Source organism: Rhizobium sp. PP-CC-3G-465 (assembly GCF_004343445.1).
GTDB classification, from domain to species: Bacteria; Pseudomonadota; Alphaproteobacteria; order Rhizobiales; family Rhizobiaceae; genus Ferranicluibacter; species Ferranicluibacter rubi.
Genome location: NZ_SLYH01000011.1, coordinates 44,527 through 68,925, shown reverse-complemented (window position 1 = coordinate 68,925; position 24,399 = coordinate 44,527). Strand labels below are relative to the sequence as shown.

23 protein-coding genes are annotated in these 24,399 nt (G+C 63.4%); 13 read left to right on the top strand and 10 right to left on the bottom strand.

Annotated elements, in window-relative coordinates:
- Positions 1 to 112: 112 nt before the first annotated feature.
- Positions 113 to 1,012, bottom strand: coding sequence for a LysR family transcriptional regulator (locus tag C8J33_RS23065; RefSeq protein ID WP_132665483.1), 900 nt, complete (start codon positions 1,010 to 1,012; stop codon positions 113 to 115).
- 265 nt (positions 1,013 to 1,277) lie between these two features.
- On the opposite strand from C8J33_RS23065, the gene C8J33_RS23060 reads away from it, so the two are divergent.
- The 3 genes from C8J33_RS23060 (at position 1,278) to C8J33_RS23050 (ending at position 4,303) form a co-directional block, all read left to right on the top strand.
- Positions 1,278 to 1,967, top strand: coding sequence for a hydrolase (locus C8J33_RS23060; protein WP_132448289.1), 690 nt, complete (start codon positions 1,278 to 1,280; stop codon positions 1,965 to 1,967).
- Positions 1,968 to 2,033: 66 nt separating this feature from the next.
- Positions 2,034 to 2,321, top strand: a complete 288-nt coding sequence (locus C8J33_RS23055) for a XapX domain-containing protein (protein WP_132665482.1) — start codon at positions 2,034 to 2,036, stop codon at positions 2,319 to 2,321.
- Positions 2,321 to 4,303: an amidohydrolase gene (locus C8J33_RS23050; RefSeq protein WP_132665481.1), complete on the top strand. Its 1,983-nt coding sequence runs from the start codon at positions 2,321 to 2,323 to the stop codon at positions 4,301 to 4,303. Before C8J33_RS23055 ends, C8J33_RS23050 begins: the two co-directional genes overlap by 1 nt.
- A gap of 67 nt (positions 4,304 to 4,370) precedes the next feature.
- On the opposite strand, the gene C8J33_RS23045 is transcribed toward C8J33_RS23050, so the two are convergent.
- Positions 4,371 to 4,679 (bottom strand): HigA family addiction module antitoxin, encoded by a 309-nt coding sequence (locus tag C8J33_RS23045; RefSeq protein WP_132665480.1) that lies wholly within the window; start codon positions 4,677 to 4,679, stop codon positions 4,371 to 4,373.
- Between the two features lie 249 nt (positions 4,680 to 4,928).
- On the opposite strand from C8J33_RS23045, the gene C8J33_RS23035 reads away from it, so the two are divergent.
- The 6 genes from C8J33_RS23035 to C8J33_RS23010 all read left to right on the top strand — a co-directional run bounded on the left by C8J33_RS23035 (position 4,929) and on the right by C8J33_RS23010 (position 10,664).
- Positions 4,929 to 5,366 (top strand): DoxX family protein, encoded by a 438-nt coding sequence (locus C8J33_RS23035; RefSeq protein WP_132665479.1) that lies wholly within the window; start codon positions 4,929 to 4,931, stop codon positions 5,364 to 5,366.
- Entirely contained in the window at positions 5,363 to 6,961 is a 1,599-nt protein-coding gene (locus C8J33_RS23030) for an MFS transporter (protein ID WP_110802382.1), read from the top strand. The genes C8J33_RS23035 and C8J33_RS23030 overlap by 4 nt, the downstream gene beginning before the upstream one ends.
- Before the next feature lie 297 nt (positions 6,962 to 7,258).
- Positions 7,259 to 8,095, top strand: coding sequence for an alpha/beta fold hydrolase (locus C8J33_RS23025; protein ID WP_132665492.1), 837 nt, complete (start codon positions 7,259 to 7,261; stop codon positions 8,093 to 8,095).
- A gap of 102 nt (positions 8,096 to 8,197) precedes the next feature.
- Complete coding sequence (locus C8J33_RS23020) at positions 8,198 to 8,890, top strand: gamma-glutamylcyclotransferase (protein WP_132665478.1); 693 nt, start codon at positions 8,198 to 8,200, stop codon at positions 8,888 to 8,890.
- Positions 8,891 to 9,173: 283 nt separating this feature from the next.
- The gene (locus C8J33_RS23015) at positions 9,174 to 10,289 is read left to right on the top strand and encodes a branched-chain amino acid ABC transporter substrate-binding protein (RefSeq protein ID WP_132665477.1); all 1,116 of its coding nucleotides are present in this window, start codon (positions 9,174 to 9,176) and stop codon (positions 10,287 to 10,289) included.
- Between the two features lie 129 nt (positions 10,290 to 10,418).
- Positions 10,419 to 10,664, top strand: a complete 246-nt coding sequence (locus tag C8J33_RS23010) for a DUF982 domain-containing protein (RefSeq protein ID WP_110729023.1) — start codon at positions 10,419 to 10,421, stop codon at positions 10,662 to 10,664.
- A 14-nt stretch (positions 10,665 to 10,678) separates the two neighbouring features.
- On the opposite strand, the gene C8J33_RS23005 is transcribed toward C8J33_RS23010, so the two are convergent.
- Together C8J33_RS23005 and C8J33_RS23000 are read right to left on the bottom strand one after the other, a co-directional pair.
- A complete protein-coding gene (locus C8J33_RS23005; protein WP_132665476.1) occupies positions 10,679 to 11,383 on the bottom strand; it encodes an anti-sigma factor in 705 nt (234 codons plus the stop codon).
- Complete coding sequence (locus C8J33_RS23000; RefSeq protein ID WP_422038932.1) at positions 11,380 to 11,931, bottom strand: sigma-70 family RNA polymerase sigma factor; 552 nt, start codon at positions 11,929 to 11,931, stop codon at positions 11,380 to 11,382. The genes C8J33_RS23005 and C8J33_RS23000 overlap by 4 nt, the downstream gene beginning before the upstream one ends.
- A 200-nt stretch (positions 11,932 to 12,131) precedes the next feature.
- Here C8J33_RS23000 and C8J33_RS22995 point away from each other — a divergent pair, with 200 nt between their 5' ends.
- Complete coding sequence (locus C8J33_RS22995) at positions 12,132 to 12,920, top strand: DUF4394 domain-containing protein (protein WP_132665475.1); 789 nt, start codon at positions 12,132 to 12,134, stop codon at positions 12,918 to 12,920.
- A gap of 71 nt (positions 12,921 to 12,991) precedes the next feature.
- Here the strand turns inward: C8J33_RS22995 and C8J33_RS22990 are convergent, their stop codons facing one another.
- Complete coding sequence (locus tag C8J33_RS22990; protein WP_132665474.1) at positions 12,992 to 14,092, bottom strand: LacI family DNA-binding transcriptional regulator; 1,101 nt, start codon at positions 14,090 to 14,092, stop codon at positions 12,992 to 12,994.
- A gap of 226 nt (positions 14,093 to 14,318) precedes the next feature.
- On the opposite strand from C8J33_RS22990, the gene C8J33_RS22985 reads away from it, so the two are divergent.
- From C8J33_RS22985 to C8J33_RS22975, 3 genes are all read left to right on the top strand, one after another.
- Entirely contained in the window at positions 14,319 to 15,158 is an 840-nt protein-coding gene (locus C8J33_RS22985; protein ID WP_110802372.1) for an ABC transporter substrate-binding protein, read from the top strand.
- Positions 15,159 to 15,257: 99 nt separating this feature from the next.
- Positions 15,258 to 16,772 (top strand): amino acid ABC transporter permease/ATP-binding protein, encoded by a 1,515-nt coding sequence (locus C8J33_RS27835; RefSeq protein ID WP_132665473.1) that lies wholly within the window; start codon positions 15,258 to 15,260, stop codon positions 16,770 to 16,772.
- 97 nt (positions 16,773 to 16,869) lie between these two features.
- A complete protein-coding gene (locus C8J33_RS22975) occupies positions 16,870 to 17,994 on the top strand; it encodes an NAD(P)/FAD-dependent oxidoreductase (RefSeq protein WP_132665472.1) in 1,125 nt (374 codons plus the stop codon).
- A gap of 126 nt (positions 17,995 to 18,120) precedes the next feature.
- Here the strand turns inward: C8J33_RS22975 and C8J33_RS22970 are convergent, their stop codons facing one another.
- The 5 genes from C8J33_RS22970 to C8J33_RS22950 all read right to left on the bottom strand — a co-directional run bounded on the left by C8J33_RS22970 (position 18,121) and on the right by C8J33_RS22950 (position 24,398).
- Positions 18,121 to 19,344 carry an acyl-CoA dehydrogenase family protein gene (locus tag C8J33_RS22970; protein WP_132665471.1) on the bottom strand — a complete coding sequence of 408 codons (1,224 nt, stop codon included), beginning with the start codon at positions 19,342 to 19,344 and terminating at the stop codon, positions 18,121 to 18,123.
- Positions 19,345 to 19,474: 130 nt separating this feature from the next.
- A complete protein-coding gene (locus C8J33_RS22965) occupies positions 19,475 to 21,091 on the bottom strand; it encodes an ABC transporter substrate-binding protein (protein ID WP_132665470.1) in 1,617 nt (538 codons plus the stop codon).
- A 301-nt stretch (positions 21,092 to 21,392) separates the two neighbouring features.
- Positions 21,393 to 22,454 (bottom strand): aldo/keto reductase, encoded by a 1,062-nt coding sequence (locus C8J33_RS22960; RefSeq protein ID WP_132665469.1) that lies wholly within the window; start codon positions 22,452 to 22,454, stop codon positions 21,393 to 21,395.
- A gap of 20 nt (positions 22,455 to 22,474) precedes the next feature.
- A complete protein-coding gene (locus tag C8J33_RS22955) occupies positions 22,475 to 23,419 on the bottom strand; it encodes an ABC transporter ATP-binding protein (RefSeq protein WP_132665468.1) in 945 nt (314 codons plus the stop codon).
- Positions 23,397 to 24,398, bottom strand: a complete 1,002-nt coding sequence (locus tag C8J33_RS22950) for an ABC transporter ATP-binding protein (protein WP_132665467.1) — start codon at positions 24,396 to 24,398, stop codon at positions 23,397 to 23,399. Before C8J33_RS22950 ends, C8J33_RS22955 begins: the two co-directional genes overlap by 23 nt.
- Position 24,399: the final 1 nt, after the last annotated feature.

Sequence of the window (24,399 nt, the reverse complement as noted above, 5' to 3'; positions counted from 1 at the left end):
CCATTAGCACGCATGTGCTAGTCGTATCAGGCGAAGTCCGGCTTTTTTACTCGTTTATCGTTTAATGAGCACCGCGGACATCCCCGCCGCGAACCTCCTGCCGCCGAGGGGGTCAGTCCAGCGAGGGCATATAGGCGGGCAGCTGCTCCTCGAAATATTTGCAGAACGAGGCGATCCGCGGGGGTAGCGTCTGGTAGGGCGGATAGAACAGGGTCAGCCAGAGATCCGGCGGGGCCCAGCCCTTGAAGACGTGGACGAGACGTCCGGTGCGGATGTGTTCGGCGATGTTGAAGCCGGGAAGCATGGCCACCCCTGCGCCGTCGGCGGCCATGTCGGCAAGGACCTCGCCACTATTGGCGCTGAAGTCGCGACCCGCCGATATCGTCATGCTGGAACCGCCATCCGAGAGAACCCAGCTCTCCCGCCGGCTCTCGCCGCTATAGGCAAGGCAATCGTCCGGTGTCAGCTCGTTCGGATGCGCCATTTCGACGAAACGGCTGCCGGGTGCGGCAACCAGAATGCGCGGCACGACCCGGATCTTCCGCCAGATGGTGAACTTGTCCGAGGGCTGTGCGGAAATGCGGATCGCGAGATCATAGTCGTCGTTGACGATGTTCACCAATCCATCCGACAGCGAGATCTCGAAACTCATCTTCGGAAACTTTTTCTTGAAGCCGGAGAGAATCGGCGGCAGCACGGCCTTGCCGAACCAGGTCGGCGCGCTGATCCGCAGGCGCCCCTGATCAGCCTTGTGCGCGTTCATGACGTCGCGCCGCGCGTCCTCCAGCGTCTTCATTGCCGGCTGGATCTGCGCGGCGAACACCGCGCCATCCGTCGTCAGCGAGACCTGACGCGTGGTACGCACGAAGAGCTGCACACCCAGTTCCGCCTCCAGCGCCGCAATGGCTCGCGTGACGGCGGCGGGCGTCATGTCGAGTTCGCGCGCCACCTGCGCGAAGTTCCGTTTTTCGGCAGCCAGCAGAAATGTGCGCAGAGCCTTATAGTCATTCATGACATTGTTTCACCTGTGGCAATTTGTTGACGAGGAATATTGCGTATCGACCGTAGGATCAATGGTGGGTCTCGCACGCCGGCTCCAAAAGCATTCCCGCAATGAACCTCCCGGGAATTGTTGCGGTTCTGATAATTCATTCTCAATATTTATTGCAATTTTGCAGACCGGAGCTTTGCCGTAGGTTTGATGTCAGCAGCAGAGACGAAAGCTGCTTGTCACCGATAAGCCCGCAGAAGCGGCCAGAAACTAAGAGGAAAAGACCATGTCCAAGTTCGATGTCCTGACCCCCGCCAACAGCCAGCTCATCTTCATCGACCAGCAGCCCCAGATGGCTTTCGGCGTTCAGTCGATCGATCGCCAGACCCTGAAGAACAATGTGGTCGGCCTCGCCAAGGCCGGCAAGATCTTCGACATTCCCACGACCATCACGACGGTGGAGACCGAGAGCTTCTCCGGCAACACCTTCCCGGAACTTCTGGCCGTGCATCCGGAGAACGATATCCTCGAGCGCACCTCGATGAATTCCTGGGACGACCAGAACGTTCGGGATGCGCTGGCGAAGAACGCCGCGAACGGCCGCAGGAAGATCGTCGTCTCCGGCCTCTGGACCGAAGTCTGCAACACGACTTTCGCCCTGTCCGCGCTGCGTGACGTGCCGGACTACGAAATCTACATGGTTGCCGATGCCTCCGGCGGCACGTCGCTCGAAGCGCACAATCGCGCCATGGACCGCATGATCCAGGCCGGCGTCATTCCCGTCACCTGGCAGCAGGTCTTGCTGGAATGGCAGCGGGACTGGGCCCGCAAGGAAACCTATGATGCCGTCACCACACTGGTGAAGGAGCATTCCGGCGCCTACGGCATGGGCATCGATTACGCCTACACCATGGTCCATGGCGCTGAAGAGCGCGTCAAACATGGCAAGCGCATCGGCCCCAACCCCGCCAAGTAAGGCCCGCTGGGAGCGCTCCGGTCATCCTGTCGGAGCGGTCGTTCCGCAATCGTGGAGGATATCCCCATGAAAGTCTATCTCCTGTCGCTCGGTGCCGGGCTGCTTGTCGGCATCGTCTATAGCCTGCTCAACGTCCGCTCGCCGGCACCGCCCGTCATCGCGCTTGTCGGCCTTCTCGGCATTCTCGTCGGCGAGCAGGTCGTTCCCCTCGCCAAGTCGCTCTGGACGCGTGAGCCGGCGGCCGTTTCCTGGCTTCATCAGATCAAGCCGCACGTGTTCGGCCACCTTCCGAAGGGCGGCGGACGTGTCGAGGTCGCCCAACATCCAAAACCGTCTGTCGAGGAGCGCAGCTGATGGCCACGCGTCGAAACGTCCTTGCGGGAGCCTCAAGCTTGGCGTTCTCCAACCTTTTCCCACCGGCGAAAGCCGCCGACCCCAACCAGACCGGAGCGAACACCATGCATCCAGACCGCATTCTCCATAACGGCCGCGTCACCACGCTCGACCGCGCCAACCCCAATGCGACGGCCATTGCCATCAAGGACGGACTGTTTCTGGAGGTCGGTTCCGACAGCGAGATCATGGCGCTGGCCGGGCCCGAGACCAAGATCGTCGACCTCAAGGGCAAGCGCGTGCTTCCCGGGCTGATCGACAACCATACCCATGTCATCCGCGGCGGCCTGAACTACAATATGGAGCTGCGATGGGACGGCGTGCGCTCGCTTGCCGATGCCATGGACATGCTCAAGCGTCAGGTGGCGATCACGCCGGCGCCGCAATGGGTGCGCGTGGTCGGTGGCTTCAGCGAGCACCAATTCGCCGAAAAGCGTCTGCCGACGATCGAGGAGATCAACGCGATCGCCCCGGATACGCCGGTCTTCCTGCTCCACCTCTATGATCGCGCACTGCTGAACGGCGCCGCTCTGCGCGCGGTCGGCTATAGCAGGGAAACGCCGAACCCACCCGGCGGCGAGATCACCCGGGATGCCAACGGCAACCCGACGGGCATGCTGCTGGCGAAGCCCAATGCGGGCATCCTCTATTCGACGCTCGCCAAGGGGCCGAAGCTGCCGCTCGACTATCAGGTCAATTCGACCCGGCACTTCATGCGCGAGCTCAACCGGCTGGGTGTGACGGGCGTCATCGATGCAGGCGGTGGCTTCCAGAACTACCCGGACGATTACGCCGTCATCCAGAAGCTTTCGGATGAAGGTCAAATGACGGTGCGTCTGGCCTATAACCTCTTCACCCAGAAGCCGAAGGAAGAGAAACAGGACTTTCTCGACTGGACGGCGAGCGTCAAATACAAGCAGGGCAACGATTATTTCCGTCACAACGGGGCCGGCGAAATGCTCGTGTTCTCCGCCGCCGATTTCGAGGACTTTCGCCAGCCGCGCCCGGAGATGGCACCGGAGATGGAAGGCGAGCTGGAGGAGGTCGTCCGGGTTCTGGCCGAGAACCGTTGGCCCTGGCGCATGCATGCCACCTATGACGAAACCATCTCCCGTTCGCTCGATGTGTTCGAGAAGGTCAACAAGGATATTCCGCTTGAAGGCCTCAACTGGTTCTTCGACCATGCAGAAACGATCTCGGATCGCTCCATCGACCGGATCGCCGCGCTCGGCGGTGGTATCGCCACCCAGCACCGCATGGCCTATCAGGGCGAATATTTCGTCGAGCGCTATGGCCATGGCGTTGCCGAAGCCACGCCGCCCATTAGAAAAATGCTCGACAAGGGCGTGAACGTGTCCGCCGGTACGGATGCTACCCGTGTCGCCTCCTATAACCCCTGGGTCTCCCTGTCCTGGATGGTGACGGGCAAGACGGTCGGCGGCATGCAGCTCTATCCGCGCGCCAACTGCCTCGACCGCGAGACGGCACTGCGCATGTGGACCGAAAAGGTCACCTGGTTCTCCAACGAGGCAGGCAAGAAGGGCCGCATCGAGAAAGGCCAGTTCGCCGATCTCGTCGTGCCGGACAAGGACTTCTTCACGTGTGCGGAAGACGAAATCTCGTTTTTGACCTCTGAACTGACCATGGTCGGCGGCAGGATCGTCTATGGAGCGGGCGACTTCAAGGCGCTGGACGAGAACGACGTGCCCCCGGCTATGCCGGACTGGTCGCCGGTGCGCACGTTCGGTGGTTATGCGGCTTGGGGCGAACCGGAGGGTGCCGGTGCCCGCTCGTTGCGCCGAACCGCCATCAGCACCTGCGGCTGCGCCAGCGATTGCGGCGTCCATGGGCACGACCATGCCGGTGCGTGGACGTCGAAACTGCCGATCTCCGACCTCAAGGGCTTCTTCGGCGCCCTCGGCTGCTCCTGCTGGGCCGTGTAACCGTCAAGAAGGACGGGCGGCACATGTCGCCCGTCGCACGGACGGAGTGGTTTCGGGATTGTCGTTTCTACGCCGCCTTCGCCAAGGGCTTGGCACGATCCACCCGCGCCCGCTCGTCGGGCGAATTCATGACGTTCCACAGGTCGCTGCGCCGCTGCGTGTTCAGCCAGAAATCCGGGCTGTTGCCGAACACGCGCGCCAGAATGAGCGCGGTCGCCGCTGTTACGTTGCGCCGGTCGTTGCAGAGTTCGTTCACATGCTTGCGCTGCATGCCCATCGCCTCGGCCAGCACCGCCTGCGTCAGGCCGAGTGGCTGCATGAACTCTTCCGTCAGGATTTCGCCGACCGTTGCCGGCTTGCGTGTGGTCATCAACATGGCATCACCTCACCGATAGCTGTGGTCGTCGAGATAACCATCCGACGCTTCGCCGCGACCGCCGTCCAATCGGAAGGCCAGCCGCCATTGAATGTACAACGAATTTTTGCCGTGCCAAGCGCTTCCACCGAATTATTTCATTAATCGATATAATATCGTGACTATTCGTTCAATTGTTTGTCGATGTGTAAACTAGCATCATCGCTCCATCGAATTCAGCCGATCATCGGCCAACCTCAAGGAGCAGACATGACCCTCTCATCGACAGCCACGATACGCGGCAGTGCCTCGCATCTGATCGGATCCCCGGTCGCGCGGACCCTTTCGCTTCTCGCGCTTTGCGCGGCTTACATTCAGGGGCCGCTGACCAAGATCCTCGACTTCGACGGCGCGCTTGCCGAGATGAACCATTTCGGTCTGCAGCCCGCGACTTTCTTCGCCATTGCCGTTATCGTCTTTGAACTGACGGCCTCCGCGCTGGTCATCTCAGGCTTCCTGCGCTGGGCCGGCGCACTCTCGCTTGCCGCCTTCACACTTCTCGCCACGTTCATCGCCTTACGTTTCTGGGACATGGCGCCGGGCATGGATCGCATGATGGCGACCAATGCCTTCTTCGAACATCTCGGCCTCGCAGGGGCTTTCGTCCTCGTCGCAGCACTGGACCTCAACAAGGGAGCCCGCACATGACAGCCGCAAAATCGACCGGGGGCAGCTTCGCGCCTCTCGCACAACCCGTTTTCGCCGTCCTCTGGATCGCCACGGTTCTTGGCAATACCGGCAGCTTCATGCGCGACGTCGCCAGTTCCTGGCTGATGACGGACATCTCCGCCTCGCCGGCCGCCGTCGCCATGGTGCAGGCGGCGGGCACTCTGCCCATCTTCCTGCTCGCCATTCCCGCCGGCGTGCTTACCGATATTCTCGACCGGCGCAAGTTCCTGATCGCGGTCCAGCTCCTGCTCGCATCCGTCAGTATCTCGCTGATGATCCTCTCCCAGATGGGCATGCTCTCCGTCAGCGCGCTGATCGGCCTGACCTTCCTCGGCGGCATCGGTGCTGCTCTGATGGGGCCGACATGGCAGGCGATCGTGCCCGAGCTGGTCAAGCGCGAAGATGTGAAGAGTGCCGTGGCGCTCAACTCGCTGGGCATCAACATTGCCCGCTCCATCGGCCCGGCGGCCGGCGGCCTTCTCCTTGCGGCCTTCGGCGCCGGCATCACCTACGGCGCCGACGTCGCCAGCTATATCTTCGTCATCGCCGCGCTGGTCTGGTGGCCCCGCGCCAGGAAGGCGGACGATGCGCTGCAGGAGAACTTCTTCGGCGCTTTCCGGGCCGGGCTTCGCTACACCCGGTCGAGCCGGCCGCTCCATGTCGTGCTGATCCGCGCCGCCGTCTTCTTCGCCTTCGCCAGTGCCGTTTGGGCCTTGCTGCCGCTGGTTGCACGCCAGCTTCTCGGCGGGGATGCGAGCTTCTACGGCATCCTGCTCGGCGCCGTCGGCGCCGGTGCCATCGGTGGCGCACTGGTCATGCCAAAGCTGCGCGAGCGTCTCAGCGCCGACGGCCTCCTCCTGACATCGGCCCTCACCACGGCGGCTGTCATGGGTATCCTGTCGCTCGCCCCGCCGAAGGCGATTGCGATCGTCGCCCTGCTCTTCCTCGGCGCCGCCTGGATCACGGCCCTGACCACGCTGAACGGTGCCGCACAGGCGGTGCTTCCCAACTGGGTCCGCGGCCGCGGCCTTGCCGTCTACCTCACCGTGTTCAACGGCGCGATGACGGCCGGCAGCCTCGGCTGGGGTGCCGTCGGCGAAGCCGTTGGCATCCGCTCGACATTGGTGATCGGCGCTGCTGGCCTTCTCGTCGCCGGTTTTCTGATGCACCGGGTGAAGCTTCCGGCCGGCGATGCCGACATGGTGCCGTCCAACCATTGGCCGGAACCCCTCGTTGCCGAACCCGTCGCCCATGATCGCGGTCCCGTCCTGATCCTCATCGAGTACACGGTCGAGAAGCAGAACCACCGCGCCTTCCTCCACGCCATCGACGGACTGTCCCACGAGCGTCGCCGGGATGGTGCCTACGGCTGGGGCGTGACCGAGGACTCGTCCGATCCGGAGAAGATCGTGGAATGGTTCATGGTCGAATCCTGGGCGGAACACCTGCGGCAGCACAAGCGGGTTTCCAACGCCGACGCCGACCTGCAGGGCAAGGTTCTCGCCTATCATCGTGGTCCGGAAAAGCCGGTCGTCCGTCACTTCCTGACGATCAACCGTCCGGGCGCTGCGTAAGGAGACAAGGAGGCGGAGCGATCCGCCTCCCGATCATTGCGGAAAGCGCAACGAACTCGACAGTATTGCAGCAATTGTTTGAACCTACGCTTTCCGACAAAATCGCTTCATCAAACAGGCAGCAGCACCAACCGAGGAAACGATATGACGGACAACGACCTTCCCCTGACACGTCGAACCGCCCTGCTCTCCGGAGCCGTCGCCGTCGCGTCCCTCGCACTGCCGGCCTCGCTTTCGCTTGCAGCCGATGCCGCACACGCCCCACCAACCCAACCCGAAGCACAGGAAACCAAGAGCATGAACACCATCACCACCAAGGACGGCGTCGAGATCTTCTTCAAGGACTGGGGACGCAAGGACGCGCAGCCGATCGTTTTCCACCATGGCTGGCCGCTGTCCTCCGACGACTGGGATGCCCAGATGCTGTTCTTCCTCTCCAAAGGCTACCGGGTCGTCGCCCATGACCGGCGCGGTCACGGCCGCTCGGCGCAGGTCGCCGATGGTCACGACATGGATCATTACGCCGCCGATGCCTTCGCGGTCTTCGAACATATCGACCTCAAGAATGCTGTTCATATCGGTCACTCGACCGGCGGCGGCGAAGTTGCACGCTACGTCGCCAAACATGGCCAACCGGCCGGCCGCGTCGCCAAGGCCGTGCTCGTTTCCGCCGTGCCGCCGCTGATGCTGAAGACCGAAGGCAACCCGGATGGCCTGCCGATGGAGGTGTTCGACGGCTTCCGTTCGGCGCTTGCCGCCAACCGCGCCCAGTTCTTCCGCGATGTCCCGGCCGGCCCGTTCTACGGCTTCAACCGCGATGGCGCGACGGTGCAGGAAGGCGTGATCCAGAATTGGTGGCGTCAGGGCATGATGGGTGGCGCAAAGGCCCATTACGACGGCATCAAGGCCTTCTCCGAAACCGACCAGACCGAAGACCTGAAAGCCATCACGGTCCCGACGCTGGTGCTGCATGGCGAGGACGACCAGATCGTGCCGATCGGCGCCTCGGCCCACAAGTCCGTGAAGCTTCTGAAAAACGGCACGCTCAAGACCTATCCCGGCTTCGCGCACGGCATGCTGACCGTCAATGCCGACGTGCTCAACGCCGACCTGCTGGCCTTCGTGCAAGCCTGACCATGCCAAGGCGACGGGCGCAAGCCTTGCATCCGTCGCTGCCTTCCTCTTCATGCCGCGGGACGATCATCCCCCGGGGCGCCCGAACGAAACGGTAACGATATGACCCGCAACGCCACAGCTCTTCAGCTCACCCCCGAGCTGGTCGCAAAAACGTTGCGGGTCGTCGAGGATCAGGGGCCTGAACCGAACCGCACGCCGATCTCGCCGGCTGAGCTGGACGACCTCGTCCACCGCATCGAGGCGGAAGCAGACGGTGACATCTGGTTGTTTGCCTACGGCTCCCTGATGTGGAACCCGGGCTTTGCGGCCTCGGCGAGCGAGCCCGCCATCGCCTATGGATGGCACCGCGCGTTTTCGCTGCGGATCGAACGCCTGCGGGCGACCTCGGCAGCACCGGGGCTGATGCTCGCGCTGAGGCCGGGCGGAAGCTGTGCCGGCCGCATCCTGAAGCTGCCGGCCGAAACGCAGCGGCAAGAGCTGCGCACGCTTCTCGCCCGCGAGATCCGCTATGCCGAAGTGACCGGCATGGTACGCTGGATACCGGTCAGGACGCCGGCGGGCACCCGCAAGGTTCTCACATTCTGGGCCAGCACCAGGCATTGTCCCCTGACCGAAGGCATTCCCCTCGAAGAGGCCGCCGTGCTGATCGCCCAGGCCTGCGGCCCCGCCGGATCCTGCGCCGAGTACCTTCACCGGACGGTCTCGGATCTTTGCGAACGCAACATTCTCGACCGAAACCTCTGGCGCCTGCAGGAGATGGTTGCCGCAAGGCTGAACGCTCTTCCTGCGTGACGCGGAGGCCTGCGAAGGACGTGCCCTTCACGTCTGCGCGAGAACAGGCGAAATTCTCTGTCGAAACGGTGCAGATCTCGACCATCTTCTTGCGCGAACGCCCGAATATTTTTACAAATCCGTCGCTTACGATGCGAGCCAAACATGGCCGCATCGAGGGTCGAGGGCCCTGCCCTCTCTTCCCTGCGCCACCCATCGCGGCGCCGGACGAAGGAATGGCCCGACGCAGCATCACCAGCGGGTTGGGAGGCCCGCGTCCCCCCCGCGTCCCAAGGAGACGGACATGACATTGAAGACCATTACGGCGGCGCTGGCGGCAACGCTCGCCTTTTCGCCGCTCGCCGCGACGCTTGCCCATGCTGACATCACCATCGGTCTCGTCGCACCGCTGACCGGCCCGGTCGCGGCCATCGGCGCGCAGATCAAGAACGGCGCCGAAACGGCCGTCGAGGAGCTGAACAAGAAGGGCGGCGTCAACGGCGAGAAGCTCGTTCTGAAGATCGCCGACGATGCCGGCGAGCCGAAACAGGGCGTCTCCGCTGCCAACCAGCTGATCGCCGAAGACATTCGCTTCGTCGTCGGCCCGGTCACGTCGGGCGTATCGATCCCGGCCTCCGTCGCCTTCGCCGAGAACGGCACGCTGATGGTCACCCCCACCGCGACATCGCCGGAACTCACCGCGCGCGGCCTGACCACCGTCTTTCGCACCTGCGGCCGCGATGACCAGCAGGCGGACGTTGCCGCGAAGTATGTCGTCGAGAAGTTCAAGGACAAGAAGATCGCGATCCTCAACGACAAGGGTCAGTACGGCAAGGGCCTTGCCGATGCCTTCAAGACCTCGCTGAACGCCGCCGGCGTCACGGAAATCTTCAACGACGCGCTGACGGCCGGCGACAAGGATTTCAGCGCCCTCGTGACGCGCATGAAGTCGGAAGGCGTCGAGGTTCTCTACTTCGGCGGTTACCACCCGGAAGCAGGCCTCCTGGTGCGCCAGATGAAGGATGCCGGCATGACCGTACAGCTGATCGCCGGCGATGGCCTTTCGAACAGCGAGTTCATCGCCACCGGTGGCGATGACGCCAACGGCACCATCTATACCAATGCCGCCGACGCGCTGAAGAGCGCCGACAGCAAGGCCGCAGCCGACGCGCTGACCGCCAAGAACATCCCGGTCGAAGCTTTCACGCTGAACGCCTATGCCGCCGTCGAAGTCATCGCCGCTGGCATCACCAAAGCGGGCAGCAAGGACGATGCCGAAGTTGTCGCCCAGGCTCTGAAGGACGGCGCGCCCATCAAGACCGCCATCGGCGATCTGACCTACGGCGAAACCGGCGACCTGACCTCGCAGAGCTTCTCCGTCTACAAGTGGGAAGGTGGCAAGACCGTCGCGGCCGAATAATCCGGCCAATCCTGAAACGGCAGCGGGCGCCTTCATGGCGCCCGTTTGCGTGATGTCATGCTCGAATCGATTTCGGTAAAAGGCATTATGCCGTAAGGAACGGGCAAGTCGCTATTTGGAGGCCATGAAGTGAGCAATGACTGGAACAAGGGTGTCTCGCTCGCGCTGGAAGGACCCGGCACGTTCACCACCATTACCAACAATCAGCAGGCATCCTGGGCGCTGATCGAAGACTGGCCGCTCGAGGACGGCGAGGCGCTGGACGCGGCGCTCTTGACCTTGGAAGCGGCGATGAAAGGCAAGAAATCGGCGGAAGCCGCCCGGCTGTCTTTTATTGCCGCCGCCCATGAGGCCGGCATCGAGATCAAGGAATAGATCGACACTTGGTATTACCGCGTGATCTTGGCGAAGCCCTTCGCGAGGATCAGGCCCGTCGGTCGGCCGGTCGGGGAGCCACCCGCCTGTTCCAGGGTCAGCTCGTAGAGCTGGCTGTCGTGCGGCTTGGGCAAGGCAGGCCCATCCAGTCGCACCGAGCGGGCGTCGTCGATCAGACCGAGCGATACCGGGCCGCGTTCGGGCGACGGCAGGGTCCAGACCTCGATCGTCTTGCCCTCGGGAACCGTAAAGTCCGCCAGCAGCCGGACGGCTGCCTTTTCGTTGCCGAAATCCTCCACGATTGCCTGGATGTCGCCGGCCTCGTTGACGAGCACCGCCACGACGAGCGGCTCGACGGTGCGCATGAGATTGAATGAGAGCGCAACGGCGAGGATGACGGCAGCGGCCATGGCCGCAAGCGCTGTCGCCCGCCAGCCGCCCGGCCGGTTGTCGTTTGCCGTCAGTCTTGATACGTCGGCAGGCGCAGCACCCTGCATCGGCAGCGCGGCATCGATGCGGCTCCATAGATCGTCATCGATAACAGTTGGCTCTGCCGTGTCGTCCAGGGGCAGAAAACGCTCCCGGCTGGCGGCGATCGCGGCTTTGAGGTCGGGATCGCGCTCCATATCGGCCTCGACCTGCCGCGCCTCCATCGCATCCAGCAAGCCCAGCACATATTCGTCGGCGATGCAGCCGATATCGGTCCGGTCTTCGCTCATGTCATGCACTCCCGCAATGCGGAGAGACCGCGCCGGATCCAGGACTTCGTCGTGCCGAGTGGGATACTCAGCCGGCCGGCGATCTCGCCATGGGAATATCCACCGATATAGGCCATGAGAATGCCGCGCCTTTTGGTGTCGTCGAGAGCGCCCAGGCAATCGTGAAGCCGGGAGGTTCGATCGAGCCGATGCCAGGCCGCCATGACGTGATCCACCTGATCACGCTCGCGCAGGACCTCGACATCTTCGACCGTATATTCCCGCTTGCCGTCACGCAGCAGATTGAGGGCGCGATTTCGCACGATGGCGTAGATCCAGCCACGGGCCGAGCCGCGATCCGGCTGATACTGATGGGCCTGCGTCCAGATGCGGATGAAGCTTTCCTGAACCACCTCTTCCGCGAGATCACGCCGCCGCACGATACGCTCGGCAATCGTCACCAGACGGCCGGCCTCCCGATCGAAGATGCCGCGCAATGCTGTGCGATCACCCTTCGCGCAGGCGGCAAGTGCCGTCGTCAGATCGTCCGGCGCTGCGCCCATCGACATTCGAGACCTTTCATATCGCACCGCGCCGTCGGCGCGACCTTACATACTCTACCCGCCGGTCGGCAGAAATGGATGCGGGCTAAAAATATTTTTCAACCCGCTGCATCCAAACGGGTCAGCTCCCGTGTCTTCAAGACAGGAAGCATCGCCGTCCACGCGCAGATGCCTTCCGAAAATGGATCAACACACGGGAGATTTCCATGAAGACCGTTCGTTTCGCCTTGATCACCTCCACCGTTCTCATTGCCAGCGCCGGCAGCCTTCTCGCCGCACCGGTCCTCGGCCTCACCGGCGACAAGACCCTCGTCATGTTCGACACGGAGAAACCCGCCGTCACGAAGAGCATGGATGTCACCGGCGTCGACAAGCTCGTCGGCATCGACTTTCGCCCCGGAAACAAGACCGTCATCGGCGTCACGCCGGAAAACGAGATTGTCTCGATCAACCTCGAGACGGGTGCCGCGACGTCTGTCGCCAAGATGGACAAGATGCTGACGGTGACGGCCGCCCCTGTCGTGGTCGATTTCAACCCGATGGCCGATCGGCTGCGCTTCATGACCGGCACGACCAACCACCGCGTCCACCCCGATACCGGCGCCGTCACGGTCGATGGCACGCTCGCATACGAGGACGGTGACATGCACAAGGGCGAGACACCGAACATCGTCGCTGCAGCCTATACCAATTCAATCGGCAAGCCGGAGAAGACGGCGATGTACAATATCGATGCAACGATCGGCGGCCTGATCCAGCAGACGAAGCCGAATGACGGCACCTTGAAAGCCATCGGCAAGCTCGGTCTGAAGGACAAGCCGGCAACCTATGCCTTCGATATCCAGGGCATGGAGAACGGTGGCAACGCCGCCTATCTCGCCGCCGGCAAGACGCTCTACACGGTGAACCTGGAGACCGGTGCTGCCACCGAAGTCGGTGCGATCACAGGCCTCGACAACGACCTGCGCGATATCGCGATCCTGCCGGCGATGTAACCGTCGCCAAACCGGTGCGGCCGTGCTGATGCGCGGCCGCACATCTGTGCCCTCGTCCGCGTCTTCGTCGTTTACAGGCTCCAGATGCGGGGACCGGCGGCTTGGTTGCCCCGGACCGCGATGGACGCGCGTTCCACCAGCTGCGTCGGAAGGACGAGGTGTCGCGGCGCACACGGCTCACCGCTCAGTCTTTCGATCAGCATTTTCGCGGCCGCCTCTCCCATTTCGTAGACGGGCTGACGGACGACGGTGACCGGTGGCGTCGTCACCGCCGTCCATGCGGCGTCGTGGAAGGTGACGAGCGACAGCGCCTCCGGCATTTCGATGCCATGCTCGCGCGCCACCTTAAAGATCTCCAGTGCGATGAGGCTGTCCGACGCGATGATGGCGCTGGGGGGCGTGGCCTCGCGCAGCAGGTCGATCGTCAACCGGCGCGTTGCGTCCGGCGTGTTGGCACCCAGCCGCACCCATCGCGGCATGTCAGCGATGCCGGCCTGCGCGCCGACCTCAAGGAACCCCTCGATGCGTTCGCGAACCGATGCCGTCAGGATGTCGCTCGTGTCGCGATAGAGATGCGTCGGCGTATCGCAGGCCGTGACATAGGCGATCTCGCGGTGACCGCGCTCGACCAGCAGACGTGTGACGGCTTCCGATGCCTGCCGATCGTCCGCCGTGACGCTGTCGACCGCCAGTGCCGCAATGGCGCGGTCCAGCAGGACCAGCGGCCGGCCCGCATGGCCGATGTCTTCGAGATGGCCGATCGTGCTTTCCTGTGCCGGCGACACGATCAGGCCATCGACCCGCTTTGCCACCAAGGTCTCGATCGCGGCGCGCTCGGCCGCGACATCCTCACCCGAATTGGCAAGGACGACGTTAAAGCCGCTCGCGCGGGCCGCATCCGAAATGCCCCGCACGGCCGACCCGAAGAACGGGTTCTCGATATCTCCGACGACGACGCCGATCGTTCCCGACCGGCCGGTGGTCATGCTGCGGGCTAGTTCGTTAGGCCGATAATCGAGCTCCTGCGCAGCCAGCATCACCGCGTCCCGCGCCTTGTCGCTCACGGTTCCATAGCCGCCGAGCACACGCGCGGCCGTGGCTTTCGACACGCCCGACAGACGCGCTACGTCGGCCACTGTTGCAGCGGTGTTTTTCGGCTGAGGTTCTTTCATTCATCCAGCTTTACAAGAGATATTGACGGCGGGTCAACGCGTATATATCAATCGTAAAGGCACCAAGAGACCGGTCTCATTGTGAAAGAAACCGGTCTCATGCTTCATCATAACGAGATCGGCTCATGACATCACGGTCACGCCGGAGGGAGATCCTCTGTCTGGCGAAGCCTCTTCATGTCCTGCAAAGCCGATCCGCCCCACCCACCAGAGACGGAGAACCATCATGACGATTTCAGCTTTGTCTAAACTCTCGCTCAGCCCCGTTCTGCGAACGGCAGCCCTTGCCGTCACACTCGCTCTCTCGGGCGGCCTGTCTACAGCCGCGCTCGCAGCCGAGAACCCCTATGGCCTGATCGACCCGCAAACCATCAGCGTCGGCACGATGGGGGATGCAAAGCCCTACACCTTCACCACGGTCGAGGGTGGCTTCACGGGCTTCGACATCGAGCTGTTCCTCGACGTCGCCAAGCGCATGGGGTTCACGAAGGAACAGGTCATCTTCACGGGCCAGGAATTCTCAGCCCTGATGCCGTCCGTTGCGAACGGTCGCTTCGACGTTGCGGTTGCCGCCATCGGCACGACCGACAAGCGCAAGCAGACGGTCGATTTCTCCGACGGCTATCTCGCCGGCTACCTCTCCGTCGTCACGCCAGAGGCTGCGATCACGGATGCAGCCTCGCTCAAAGGCAAGCGCCTCGGCGTCGTGCAGGGAACCTTGCAGGAGATCTACGCGGAAAAGACGTTCACCAGCACCGATCTCGTCAAGTTTCCGGACAACAATTCCGCGATATCGGGCCTGAACAACGGCACCGTCGACGCGCACTTCCTCGATTACGAGGCCGCCAAGGACTACACGACGCGCTATCCCGCGCTGAAGGTCGCCATCAATATTCCCAGCTTCGACGCGCCGGCCGGCTTCGTCATCCGCAAGGGCAACGACGCTCTGCGGACGGCATTCAACACGGCGCTCCACGCGGCGATGCAGGACGGCACCTGGAAGACGCTCTACGAAAAGTGGTTCCCGGGCTCGCCGATGCCAGATGCCTATCTCCCCAAGAAGTGACGCCTGGACCCGGTCGCATGTCGCGGCCGGGTATTCATCTGCCGCCGCCCGGCATTGTGTGTGCCGGCGGCGGTTGGAGACACTTTGAAGGAAGACTGAATGAACTGGTTCGACAATATCAGCCGGAGCTTTTTCGACTGGAACGCGATGGCCGAAGTTCTGCCGACGATGATCACGGTCGGGCTTAAGAACACCCTTATCCTCGCGGCCGCATCCACGGTCTTCGGCGTCATCATCGGCATGATCCTTGCCATCATGGGCATATCGCGGTCTGCCTGGCTGCGCATTCCCGCCCGGCTCTACACCGATATCTTCCGCGGCCTTCCCGCCATCGTCACCATCCTGCTGATCGGCCAGGGCTTCGCGCGGATCGGGCGGGACCTGTTCGGCCCCTCCCCCTATCCGCTGGGGATCCTGGCGCTCAGCCTCATTGCCGGGGCCTATATCGGCGAGATCTTCCGCTCGGGCATCCAGAGCGTCGATCGCGGGCAGATGGAAGCGTCGCGGGCGCTCAGCATGAGCTATGGCCAGGGCATGCGCATCATCGTCGTACCGCAGGGCGTGCGCCGGGTGCTGCCGGCCTTGGTCAACCAGTTCATCGGCAATGTGAAGGATTCGAGCCTCGTCTACTTCCTCGGCCTTCTCGCTTCCGAGCGCGAAATCTTCCGCGTGGGGCAGGATCAGGCCGTCGTCACCGGCAACCTTTCGCCGCTGCTTTTGGCTGGCGTCTTCTACCTCGTCATTACCGTGCCGCTGACGCATGTGGTCAACACCATCGACACCCGCCTGCGGATCGGCAAGCAGAAGACGACCACTGTCACGAGCGGACTGGAGGAAGTCTCAGAACTCGACCGTGCGCAACAGACCAAGGACACCAGCACCGCCTTCAAGGGTGGCAGCATCGAGGTGCGCGACCTGACCATGGCCTATGGCGAACTCGACGTGCTGAAGGGCGTCGATCTCACCGTCACGCCGGGCAGCGTGACCTGCATCATCGGCCCGTCGGGCTCCGGCAAATCGACGCTGCTGCGCTGCCTGAACCGCCTCGTCGAGCCGAAAGGTGGAACCTTGCTTCTGGATGGCGACAGCATTCTCGCGATGAAGCCCGAGAAGCTGCGCCGGCGCGTCGGCATGGTGTTCCAGCATTTCAATCTCTTTCCCGATCACACCGCCCTCGACAACGTCATGCTGTCTCTCACCAAGATCAAGCATATGCCGCGCGGTGAAGCCGAACGCATCGCCAAGGCCCGGCTTGCCGACGTCGGCCTTGCCAGCCGCCAGCATCACCGGCCCGGCGGGCTGTCCGGCGGCCAGCAGCAGCGAGTCGCCATCGCGCGAGCGCTTGCCATGGAACCCGAAGTCATCCTGTTCGACGAAGTTACGAGCGCGCTGGATCCGGAATTGGTCAAGGGCGTCCTGAACCTGATGGCGGACCTCGGGGGACGCGGCATGACCATGGTCGTCGTCACCCACGAAATGGGCTTTGCCCGGCGGGTGGCCGATCAGGTCGTGTTCATGGACGAAGGCCGCGTGGTGGAAGCCGGCACCCCGGCACAGATCTTCGACGACCCGCAAAGCCCGCGCTTACGGCGCTTCCTCGCCGAAGTGCTGTGACGCGAACACCGTGATACAGACGCCTTCTTCGGCTCCGCCGTCTCCGTCAACCGGGAACCCGTTTCCATTCCATAAGCAAGCAGTGAAAGACACTCCCATGTCCGACAAAACCATCTCTTCCGCCGTCATCATCGGCGCCGGCATCTTCGGCGTCTCGACCGCCGTGCAGCTTCTGCGGCGCGGCGTTTCCGTGACCCTCGTGAATGACGGCCCGGTGGCCAACGGCGCGTCCGGCCGCTCGCTGTCCTGGCTGAATTCCGCCCGGATGCGCTCCAATCCCTACCATCTGCTGCGCATGGCCGGCATCGACCGGTATAGAACATTGGCGAGCCGGATCGGTCCGGTGGACTGGCTCCGCTTCGATGGCGGCCTCACCTGGGATGCGGACGACGCCACCAACGAGATCGCGGCGGCCTATGCCCATGAAGTATCGCTGGCCTATGACGCTCAGCATCTGACGCCCGGCGATGTGGACAAGTGGACGCCCGGCGTCGATGCCACAGCCATCACGGGGAATTCGGCAATCTTCAATCCCGGCGAAGGCTGGGTGGATCTGCCCTCGTTGATCGACCTTCTCCTTGCCGACGTCACCGCCCTCGGCGGCACGCTCGTCACCACCGAAGGCAGCGCCAGCGTCATCGTCGAAAACGACCGCGCCGCCGGCGTGCAGACGACGGCAGGCGTGCAGCACATGGCGGATGCCGTGCTGATCTCCACCGGCCCTGCCGTGCCGGCCATGGCTGCCGAACTTGGTGTCACGATCCTCGATGGCACGCCGGTCGCTCTCCTTCTGACGACCAAGCCGATCGACCATCCGCTGAAAGCCGTGCTCAACACGCCGCGCGTCGCCGTGCGCCCCACCCCGGACGGTGCCTTCGTCATCGATGCCGACTGGGCCGCAGACGAGGTCGTTACCCATGCCGACGGCGCCTACGAAGTGAAGGACACGACCGTATCGGGCCTGTTGGCCGAGGCGTCCAAAGTGCTCTCCGGTCATCCCCAGTTGGAACTCGCGTCCTACGCCGCCGGGCGCAAGCCCATTCCGGCCGATGGCGATCCGGTGCTGGGCGCACTGCCGACCGTGCCAGGCTGCCATGTCGCCTTCAGCCATAGCGGCGCGACGCTCGGCCTCATCGTCGGCGAACTCACCGCCTATGAAATGGCGACCGGCCAACGCCACCCGCTGCTCGAAACATTCCGCCCGGAGCGCTTCAGCGCCTGATGCCACGGATCGAAGGGGCGGCCCCGGAGGCGCCGCCCCTTCGATATGGCACAACGTCCTCTCCCGCCCCCCGTGGAATTGCAGACGCACTATCGACAAGAGCCGGCCCGTCTATTCGGATCGCACCTAGAAGACCTTGCCCTCCTTCAGATGCGTCGTCGTTCCGTTCAGAAGATAATCACCGACCACACGCGACTTGTGCAGCAGGGGATTGTGGTTGAGGACGGTTCGGATGTTGCGCCAGTGGCGGTCGAAATTGTTGTCGCGCGACGTGACGGAGCCGCCACCGAGCTCGAACATCCGCTCGGCGCTGCGCGGCCCGAGCTGGCCGAGGAGGAGTTGGGTCTGCGCCGTTGCGAGTGCGCTGGAGATGAGCGCCTGCTCGATCTCCGCCTCGTTACGCCGGGCAAAGGCGGCGACGGTCCGGTCGAGTGCTGCCGCGGCCGCCGCGACAGCCTGATCGATCGCGAAAGCGTTCGCGGCGATCTCTCCGATCACCTGCTGCACGAAAGGATCCTGCCTTGCGGTTTCGGCTGCGCTGTGGGCCGTGGAGCGCGCCTGCCGCCGGACATAGGCAATCCCGTCCGAAAGCACGTTGCGCACGGCACCCGCCGCGCTGGCGGCAAGATGCAGCTGCCGTTGCGTGGAACAGTGCCGCCCGACGAGATCGTCGAGGCTTCGCCGCGTGAACTCGTGCGGAAACACCTCGACATTGTCGAGAATAACGCCGCCACTGGCCGTCAGGCGCTGGCCCATGCCGTCCCAGTCATCCAGGATCGTGATGCCTTCGCGCTCGACGGGCAGCAGCACCCCGACAGGCTGGCCCTGTTCGTCCAGAGCGCTGAAAGAGGCGAAATCGGCAAAGGCCGTGCCGGTCGCGTACCACTTCCGGCCGTTCAAGCGGAACGTGTCGCCTTGTCGCACGATGGTCGTCGTGACCTGCCCCGGCCGTGCCGTCCCCTGTTCCGTATGCGCGCCGCCGAAGAGCTTTCCCGCAAGAATCAGCTCCACCGCGCCGGCATCGCGCCGGTCGGGCGCGCTCAGGATCGTGTTCTCGACATAATTGAAATGCGAACGCAAGGCATGCGCGACGTTGGAATCCGCCGCGCCGATCGAAGCGATCATCTCGATAAAGTCTACTGCGGAGCCTCCGGGACCGCCCAGCGCCACGGGAATGCGCAACGTGCCGAGGCCCAGTTCGCGGAACAGGCGAAAAGCTTCGAAAGGCAGTTCGCGGTCGCGGTCCCGCCGTGCGGCATCCTTTGCGATCTCGGCCGTGAAGGCGGGAATGCGTGCGAGGAGATCCTCGCGTGTCGGGCGTCTGGTCGTCTGCAATGTGGCGATGCTCAAGCAAAGGCCTCCCGGAATGAGCGTCTGCGCGAGCGACCGGATCTTCTCCGGTCGCTCGGTTTCTTTGATTTCGTTCGTCTTCTCGGGATAACCGGTTTCCCCCTATCCCTCACAAACTCTCGTGGCTCGGTCAGCTCTCGAAGGAGATCTCGGCGCCGTTGCTCCAGAGGTCCTCGACGCCGATCTTCAGGTTCTTGATCCGCTTGTCATAGACCGTGATCACGGAAGGCGTGACGATGTCGAGCGTCGGCAGGTCCTGCACCACCAACGTCTGGAATTCCTTGAAAAGCTGCAGCCGCTTCTTCTCGTCGATTTCGACCGCCGCAGCCTCAAGCAGACGATCGACGTCCGGGTTGGAATATCTCGAACCATTGGTGAAGGGCACGCCCGGTTTGAAGTTCTTCGACCAGTAGAGCCGCTGGATGCCAACCGTGGGATCATAGAGATTGCTCATACCCTCGATGGCGATGTCGAAATCGCGATCAGTGAAGATCCGCTTCACGAACGTGGCGAAGTCTTGGCTGCGAAGCTCGACCTTGATGCCGACCTTGGAGAGCGCTTGGGCGAAATACTCCGCCGTCTGCTTGGGAGGACCGGATGGCTGCGTCGGATCGATGAAGAGCTTGAAGCGGAAGCCGTCCGCGCCCCTCTTGTAGCCGGCTTCGTCCAGAAGCTTTTCCGCCTTCTCAGGGCTGAAGTCGTATTTCGGCAGGTCCGGCGTATAGAATTTGACGAGATCGGGGCTGACCGGGCCGTCGAGCCGCGTTGCATAGCCGAGATAGACGGTGTTGACGATGAAGTCCTTGTCGATCGCATGGGCGATCGCGTGACGCACCTTGATGTCGGCGAGGTACTTGTTTTCGAGATTGAACTCGGCCCGCGCAATGCTCGGCGAATAGGGCGCGGGCGCGGTATCGACCACGAGGTTCGGATTGGCCTTGAGGCGTTCGATATCCGTCAGTGGCAGGTTGGCGGTGGAGATCTGCACTTCCCCGGTTTCGATCGCGGCCACCGCCGCAGCAGGGTCGATGATGAAGCGGAAGATGATCTGGTCGAGATAGGGCTTGGGTGCGCCCCAGTAATTCTCGTTGCGCTCGAAGAGTGCATGGCTCCCGCGCACCCACTCCACGAACTTGTAAGGCCCGGTGCCGACGGGCGCGACATTGTGCGGGTTCTCGGCGATCTTCGTGCCTTCATAAAGATGCTTCGGCACGATCGGCGCTTCGAAGCTGGCAAAGGCGCTGAGAAGATAGGGCGCAGGCTTGGACAGGAGCAACTCGACCTCATGGCTGCCCAGCACGTTGGCCTTCTGCACGGAGGCGAAGGTCGCCCGACCGCGCGGGTGGTTTTCCTTCAGCGCCAGGATGGAGAAGGCGACGTCCTCGGCCGTGAAGTCCTGGCCATCGTGCCATTTGACGCCCTGCCTAAGCTTGAACCAGTAGCGAAGGCCATCCTCGCTGACCGTCCATTCGGTTGCCAGGAGCGGCTGCGGGGCAAAATTACGGTCGTAGGTCAGCAGGCTCTCGGTGGCCTTGCCACTGACGTAGTAGGCGGCGCCTGCGGAGTGGGCGATGAGCACGAGAACGGGCGGTTCCGTTCCGATATTGATCGAAACGGTGCCGCCGCGCGTCGGCTCGGTCTCAGCCCACACGCCTTGCGGAATGGCGGTAGTAGCCGCCAGCGCGACGGTGGAAAGCAGGAGGGCGCGGCGGGTCGGCGTCGGACCCCAGGTCGTCTTGATCGTCATGAAATTCCCCAAAGCAGCCATCCGGCAGGGCGGACGGCCCGAATTCGTCAGACACCCACCTCCGGGCGATGCATCACAGACTATATTGTCTATAAATTTTATAGAGATAATAGATTTCTATCCGCGTGAGATTGATTGGAAAAACTCAAGCGTTTTCCGCCTCTCCGCAGAAATGCCGGTTCCCTCGCGCGGACGCGAACAAACGTGAGGCGAGACAGCAGGAGAGACGAAAAAGCCCCGGAGTCGATGTCCGGGGCTTCGGTGCGGGACGCGGGCGCTCCACGTTCGACAAGAAACGAATTCAGGCGACGCGCTGGGAACGAGCGAGCGGAACGACTGCGCCGGAGGGAGCAGATGTGCGGGGAACGCGCCCTTCGACCGGATGCCCCGGATCCGTAAAGCCGGGTGTGGAGGGGTGCCCGGTTGCGACCAGCCGATCGACGAGCGCCTCGTCCTCCGCATCCAGCGTCACATCGAGCGCGCGGAGATAGGCATCCCAATGCGCTTCGGTGCGCGGACCGGCGATGGCGGACGTGACGAGCTTGTTGTTCAGCACCCAGGCCAGGGCAAAATCGGCAGGCGAAATGCCCTTTGCCTGCGCATGGGCGGCGATCTGCTTGGCGATCGCGATCGATTCCTCGCGGAACTCGACGTCGTGCATGCGCTTGTCGCCGCGACCGGCACGGGTATCTGCGGCCGGGGCTTCTCCGACAGCGTATTTGCCGGTGAGCACGCCGCGTGCCAGCGGGCTGTAAGAGACGACACCGAGACCGTATGCGGCTGCGGCCGGAAGCTGCTCGGCTTCGGCCGTGCGATTGACGATGTTGTAGAGCGGCTGGCTGGCGACCGGCCGGTCGATACCCAGCTGGTCGGCGAGATGCGCGACCTCCGCGATGCGCCAGCCGCGGAAATTGGACACGCCGAAATAGCGCAGCTTGCCGGCCTTGATGAGGTCGGCGATCGCCCGGACCGGCTCTTCCAGCGGGGCGTCGAACACGGCGCGGTGGAAGTAGAGAATGTCGATATAGTCGGTGCCGAGGTTGCGCAGCGAGTTCTCGACCGTCTGATAGATCCATTTGCGCGAGTAGCCCCCGCGGTTCGGGCCAACGTTGCGGGCGTTCACGAACTTGGTGGCAACGACCCAGCTGTCGCGGTTCTTGGCGATGCCGCGGCCGACGACCTTTTCCGACTGGCCGTCATGGTAGACATCGGCGGTATCGATAAAGTTGATGCCCTGTTCATGCGCCTTGTCGATGATGCGGAAGGCGACGTCATCCGGCGTCTGGTTGCCGAACATCATGGCCCCCAGCGTCAGTGGAGAGACCTTTAGGGCACTGCGCCCGAGATAGCGGTGGTCGACCATCGTGAAAAACTCCCTTGGTTTCAGTGGATGTGGCTCGCAAGGTGGCAGGCGACTTGATGGCCGGGTGCAACGGTGCGGAATTCGGGTTCGTGCGTGCGACAGAGGTCGGTGGCAAGCGGACAGCGGGTGTGGAACCGGCAGCCCGTGGGAATGTCGCTGGGGCTCGGCAGGTCGCCGCCCAGCGGTGCCGCCTGACGCGGACGTGCGGGATCGGGAACCGCATCCATCAGCGCCCGCGTATAGGGGTGCCGCGGATCCGACCAGAGCGTTGCGTTGTCGGCGCTCTCCACGATCCGGCCGAGATACATCACGAGCACCCGGTCCGCGAAATAGCGCACAACAGAGAGATCGTGGCTGATGAAGAGATAGGACAGGCCGAACTCCTTCTTCATCTCCACGAGCAGGTTGAGTATCTGGGCCTGGATGGAGAGATCGAGCGCCGAGACGGGCTCATCGCAGACGATCAGCTCCGGGCTGAGGAGTAGCGCCCGGGCGATGCCGATGCGCTGCCGCTGCCCGCCGGAAAATTCGTGCGGATAGCGGTTGATCGAATCCGCCGGCAGCCCGACCTTGGCGACGATCCCCGAAATGACCTGCTGCCGTCTGGCGCGGTCGCCCGCCTTGTGCACGATCAGCGGCGCCTCGAGGATCTCGCCGATCGTCTGGCGCGGATTGAGGGAGGCATAGGGGTCCTGAAAGATCATCTGGATCGACTTGCGCACGCTGCGCAGGCTTTTCTGATCGCGCGTGGTGATATCCTCGCCCTTGAACGCGATCCGGCCCGCCGTCGGCTCGACCAGCCGCAGCACCGTCTTGCCGAGCGTGGACTTGCCGCAGCCGCTTTCGCCGACGAGACCCACGGTTTCGCCACGCTCCACCACGAGATCGACACCATCCACGGCCCGCAGCAGGCCGTCGCGGCTCTTGTAGTGGGTTTTGAGGTCAGAGACGGAGAGAAGCGGCATGGGGCACGGCCTTGCTGGATGTCGTGAAGGGGCAGGCGACCAGCCGATCTTCCGCCGGAACGATCAACGGGGGCACGTGATGGCCGCAGCTGGCCCGCGCCTGGTTGCATCGCGGCCGGAAGGGACAGCCCGCCTCGCCGACGGCCGAGACGATGGAGCCGGGGATTTCGGTCAGCGGGCCGTCGCGATAGTGGAAATCGCGCTTGAGCCGGGGCGAGGCCGAGAGCAGGCCGCGTGTGTAGGGATGCAGCGGATCGTCGAAGAGGTCGCCCGGCAACGCCTGCTCGACCTTTCGCCCGGCATACATGACGACGACATTGTCGGCCCATTGCGCCACCACGCCGAGATCATGCGTGATGAGGATCACGGCCATTCGGAGCTCGCGCCGAAGCGTGTCCAGCAGGTCGAGCACCTGCGCCTGAATGGTGACGTCGAGCGCCGTGGTCGGCTCGTCGGCGATCAGCAGCTTCGGTTTGCAGGCAACCGCGATGGCGATCATCACGCGCTGGCGCATGCCGCCGGACAGCTGGTGCGGATAATCGTCGATCCGCTTGTCCGGCGCGGGGATGCGAACCAGCTCCAGAAGTTCGATCGCACGCCTGCGCGCCGCCCTGCCCGACAGCTTTTCATGGACCATCAGCACCTCGGCGATCTGCCGGCCGATGGTCATGACCGGATTGAGGCTCGTCATCGGCTCCTGAAAGATCATCGCGATCTCGCGCCCGCGCAGATGCCGCATCTCGCGCGCGGCAAGCCCGGTCAGCTCGCGCCCGCCGAAGGAAATGCGGCTCTCTGCCGCGATCTCGGCCGCGCGCGGCAGAAGCTGCATCAGCGCCAGAGCCGTCAGCGATTTCCCGGAGCCGGATTCTCCGACGATCGCCAGGGTCTCGCTGTGTCCGATCTCGAAGGACAGGTTGCGCACGGGTTCGGCGCGGGGAAAGCGGATGGTGAGGTTATCAACCTGAAGCAAAGAGGTCATC

Coding starts and splice junctions, on each gene's coding strand:
- C8J33_RS23065 (WP_132665483.1), bottom strand. CDS start 1,012: ATGAATGACTATAAGGCTCTGCGCACATTTCTGCTGGCTGCCGAAAAA.
- C8J33_RS23060 (WP_132448289.1), top strand. CDS start 1,278: ATGTCCAAGTTCGATGTCCTGACCCCCGCCAACAGCCAGCTCATCTTC.
- C8J33_RS23055 (WP_132665482.1), top strand. CDS start 2,034: ATGAAAGTCTATCTCCTGTCGCTCGGTGCCGGGCTGCTTGTCGGCATC.
- C8J33_RS23050 (WP_132665481.1), top strand. CDS start 2,321: ATGGCCACGCGTCGAAACGTCCTTGCGGGAGCCTCAAGCTTGGCGTTC.
- C8J33_RS23045 (WP_132665480.1), bottom strand. CDS start 4,679: ATGTTGATGACCACACGCAAGCCGGCAACGGTCGGCGAAATCCTGACG.
- C8J33_RS23035 (WP_132665479.1), top strand. CDS start 4,929: ATGACCCTCTCATCGACAGCCACGATACGCGGCAGTGCCTCGCATCTG.
- C8J33_RS23030 (WP_110802382.1), top strand. CDS start 5,363: ATGACAGCCGCAAAATCGACCGGGGGCAGCTTCGCGCCTCTCGCACAA.
- C8J33_RS23025 (WP_132665492.1), top strand. CDS start 7,259: ATGAACACCATCACCACCAAGGACGGCGTCGAGATCTTCTTCAAGGAC.
- C8J33_RS23020 (WP_132665478.1), top strand. CDS start 8,198: ATGACCCGCAACGCCACAGCTCTTCAGCTCACCCCCGAGCTGGTCGCA.
- C8J33_RS23015 (WP_132665477.1), top strand. CDS start 9,174: ATGACATTGAAGACCATTACGGCGGCGCTGGCGGCAACGCTCGCCTTT.
- C8J33_RS23005 (WP_132665476.1), bottom strand. CDS start 11,383: ATGAGCGAAGACCGGACCGATATCGGCTGCATCGCCGACGAATATGTG.
- C8J33_RS23000 (WP_422038932.1), bottom strand. CDS start 11,931: ATGTCGATGGGCGCAGCGCCGGACGATCTGACGACGGCACTTGCCGCC.
- C8J33_RS22995 (WP_132665475.1), top strand. CDS start 12,132: ATGAAGACCGTTCGTTTCGCCTTGATCACCTCCACCGTTCTCATTGCC.
- C8J33_RS22990 (WP_132665474.1), bottom strand. CDS start 14,092: ATGAAAGAACCTCAGCCGAAAAACACCGCTGCAACAGTGGCCGACGTA.
- C8J33_RS22985 (WP_110802372.1), top strand. CDS start 14,319: ATGACGATTTCAGCTTTGTCTAAACTCTCGCTCAGCCCCGTTCTGCGA.
- C8J33_RS27835 (WP_132665473.1), top strand. CDS start 15,258: ATGAACTGGTTCGACAATATCAGCCGGAGCTTTTTCGACTGGAACGCG.
- C8J33_RS22975 (WP_132665472.1), top strand. CDS start 16,870: ATGTCCGACAAAACCATCTCTTCCGCCGTCATCATCGGCGCCGGCATC.
- C8J33_RS22965 (WP_132665470.1), bottom strand. CDS start 21,091: ATGACGATCAAGACGACCTGGGGTCCGACGCCGACCCGCCGCGCCCTC.
- C8J33_RS22960 (WP_132665469.1), bottom strand. CDS start 22,454: ATGGTCGACCACCGCTATCTCGGGCGCAGTGCCCTAAAGGTCTCTCCA.
- C8J33_RS22955 (WP_132665468.1), bottom strand. CDS start 23,419: ATGCCGCTTCTCTCCGTCTCTGACCTCAAAACCCACTACAAGAGCCGC.
- C8J33_RS22950 (WP_132665467.1), bottom strand. CDS start 24,398: ATGACCTCTTTGCTTCAGGTTGATAACCTCACCATCCGCTTTCCCCGC.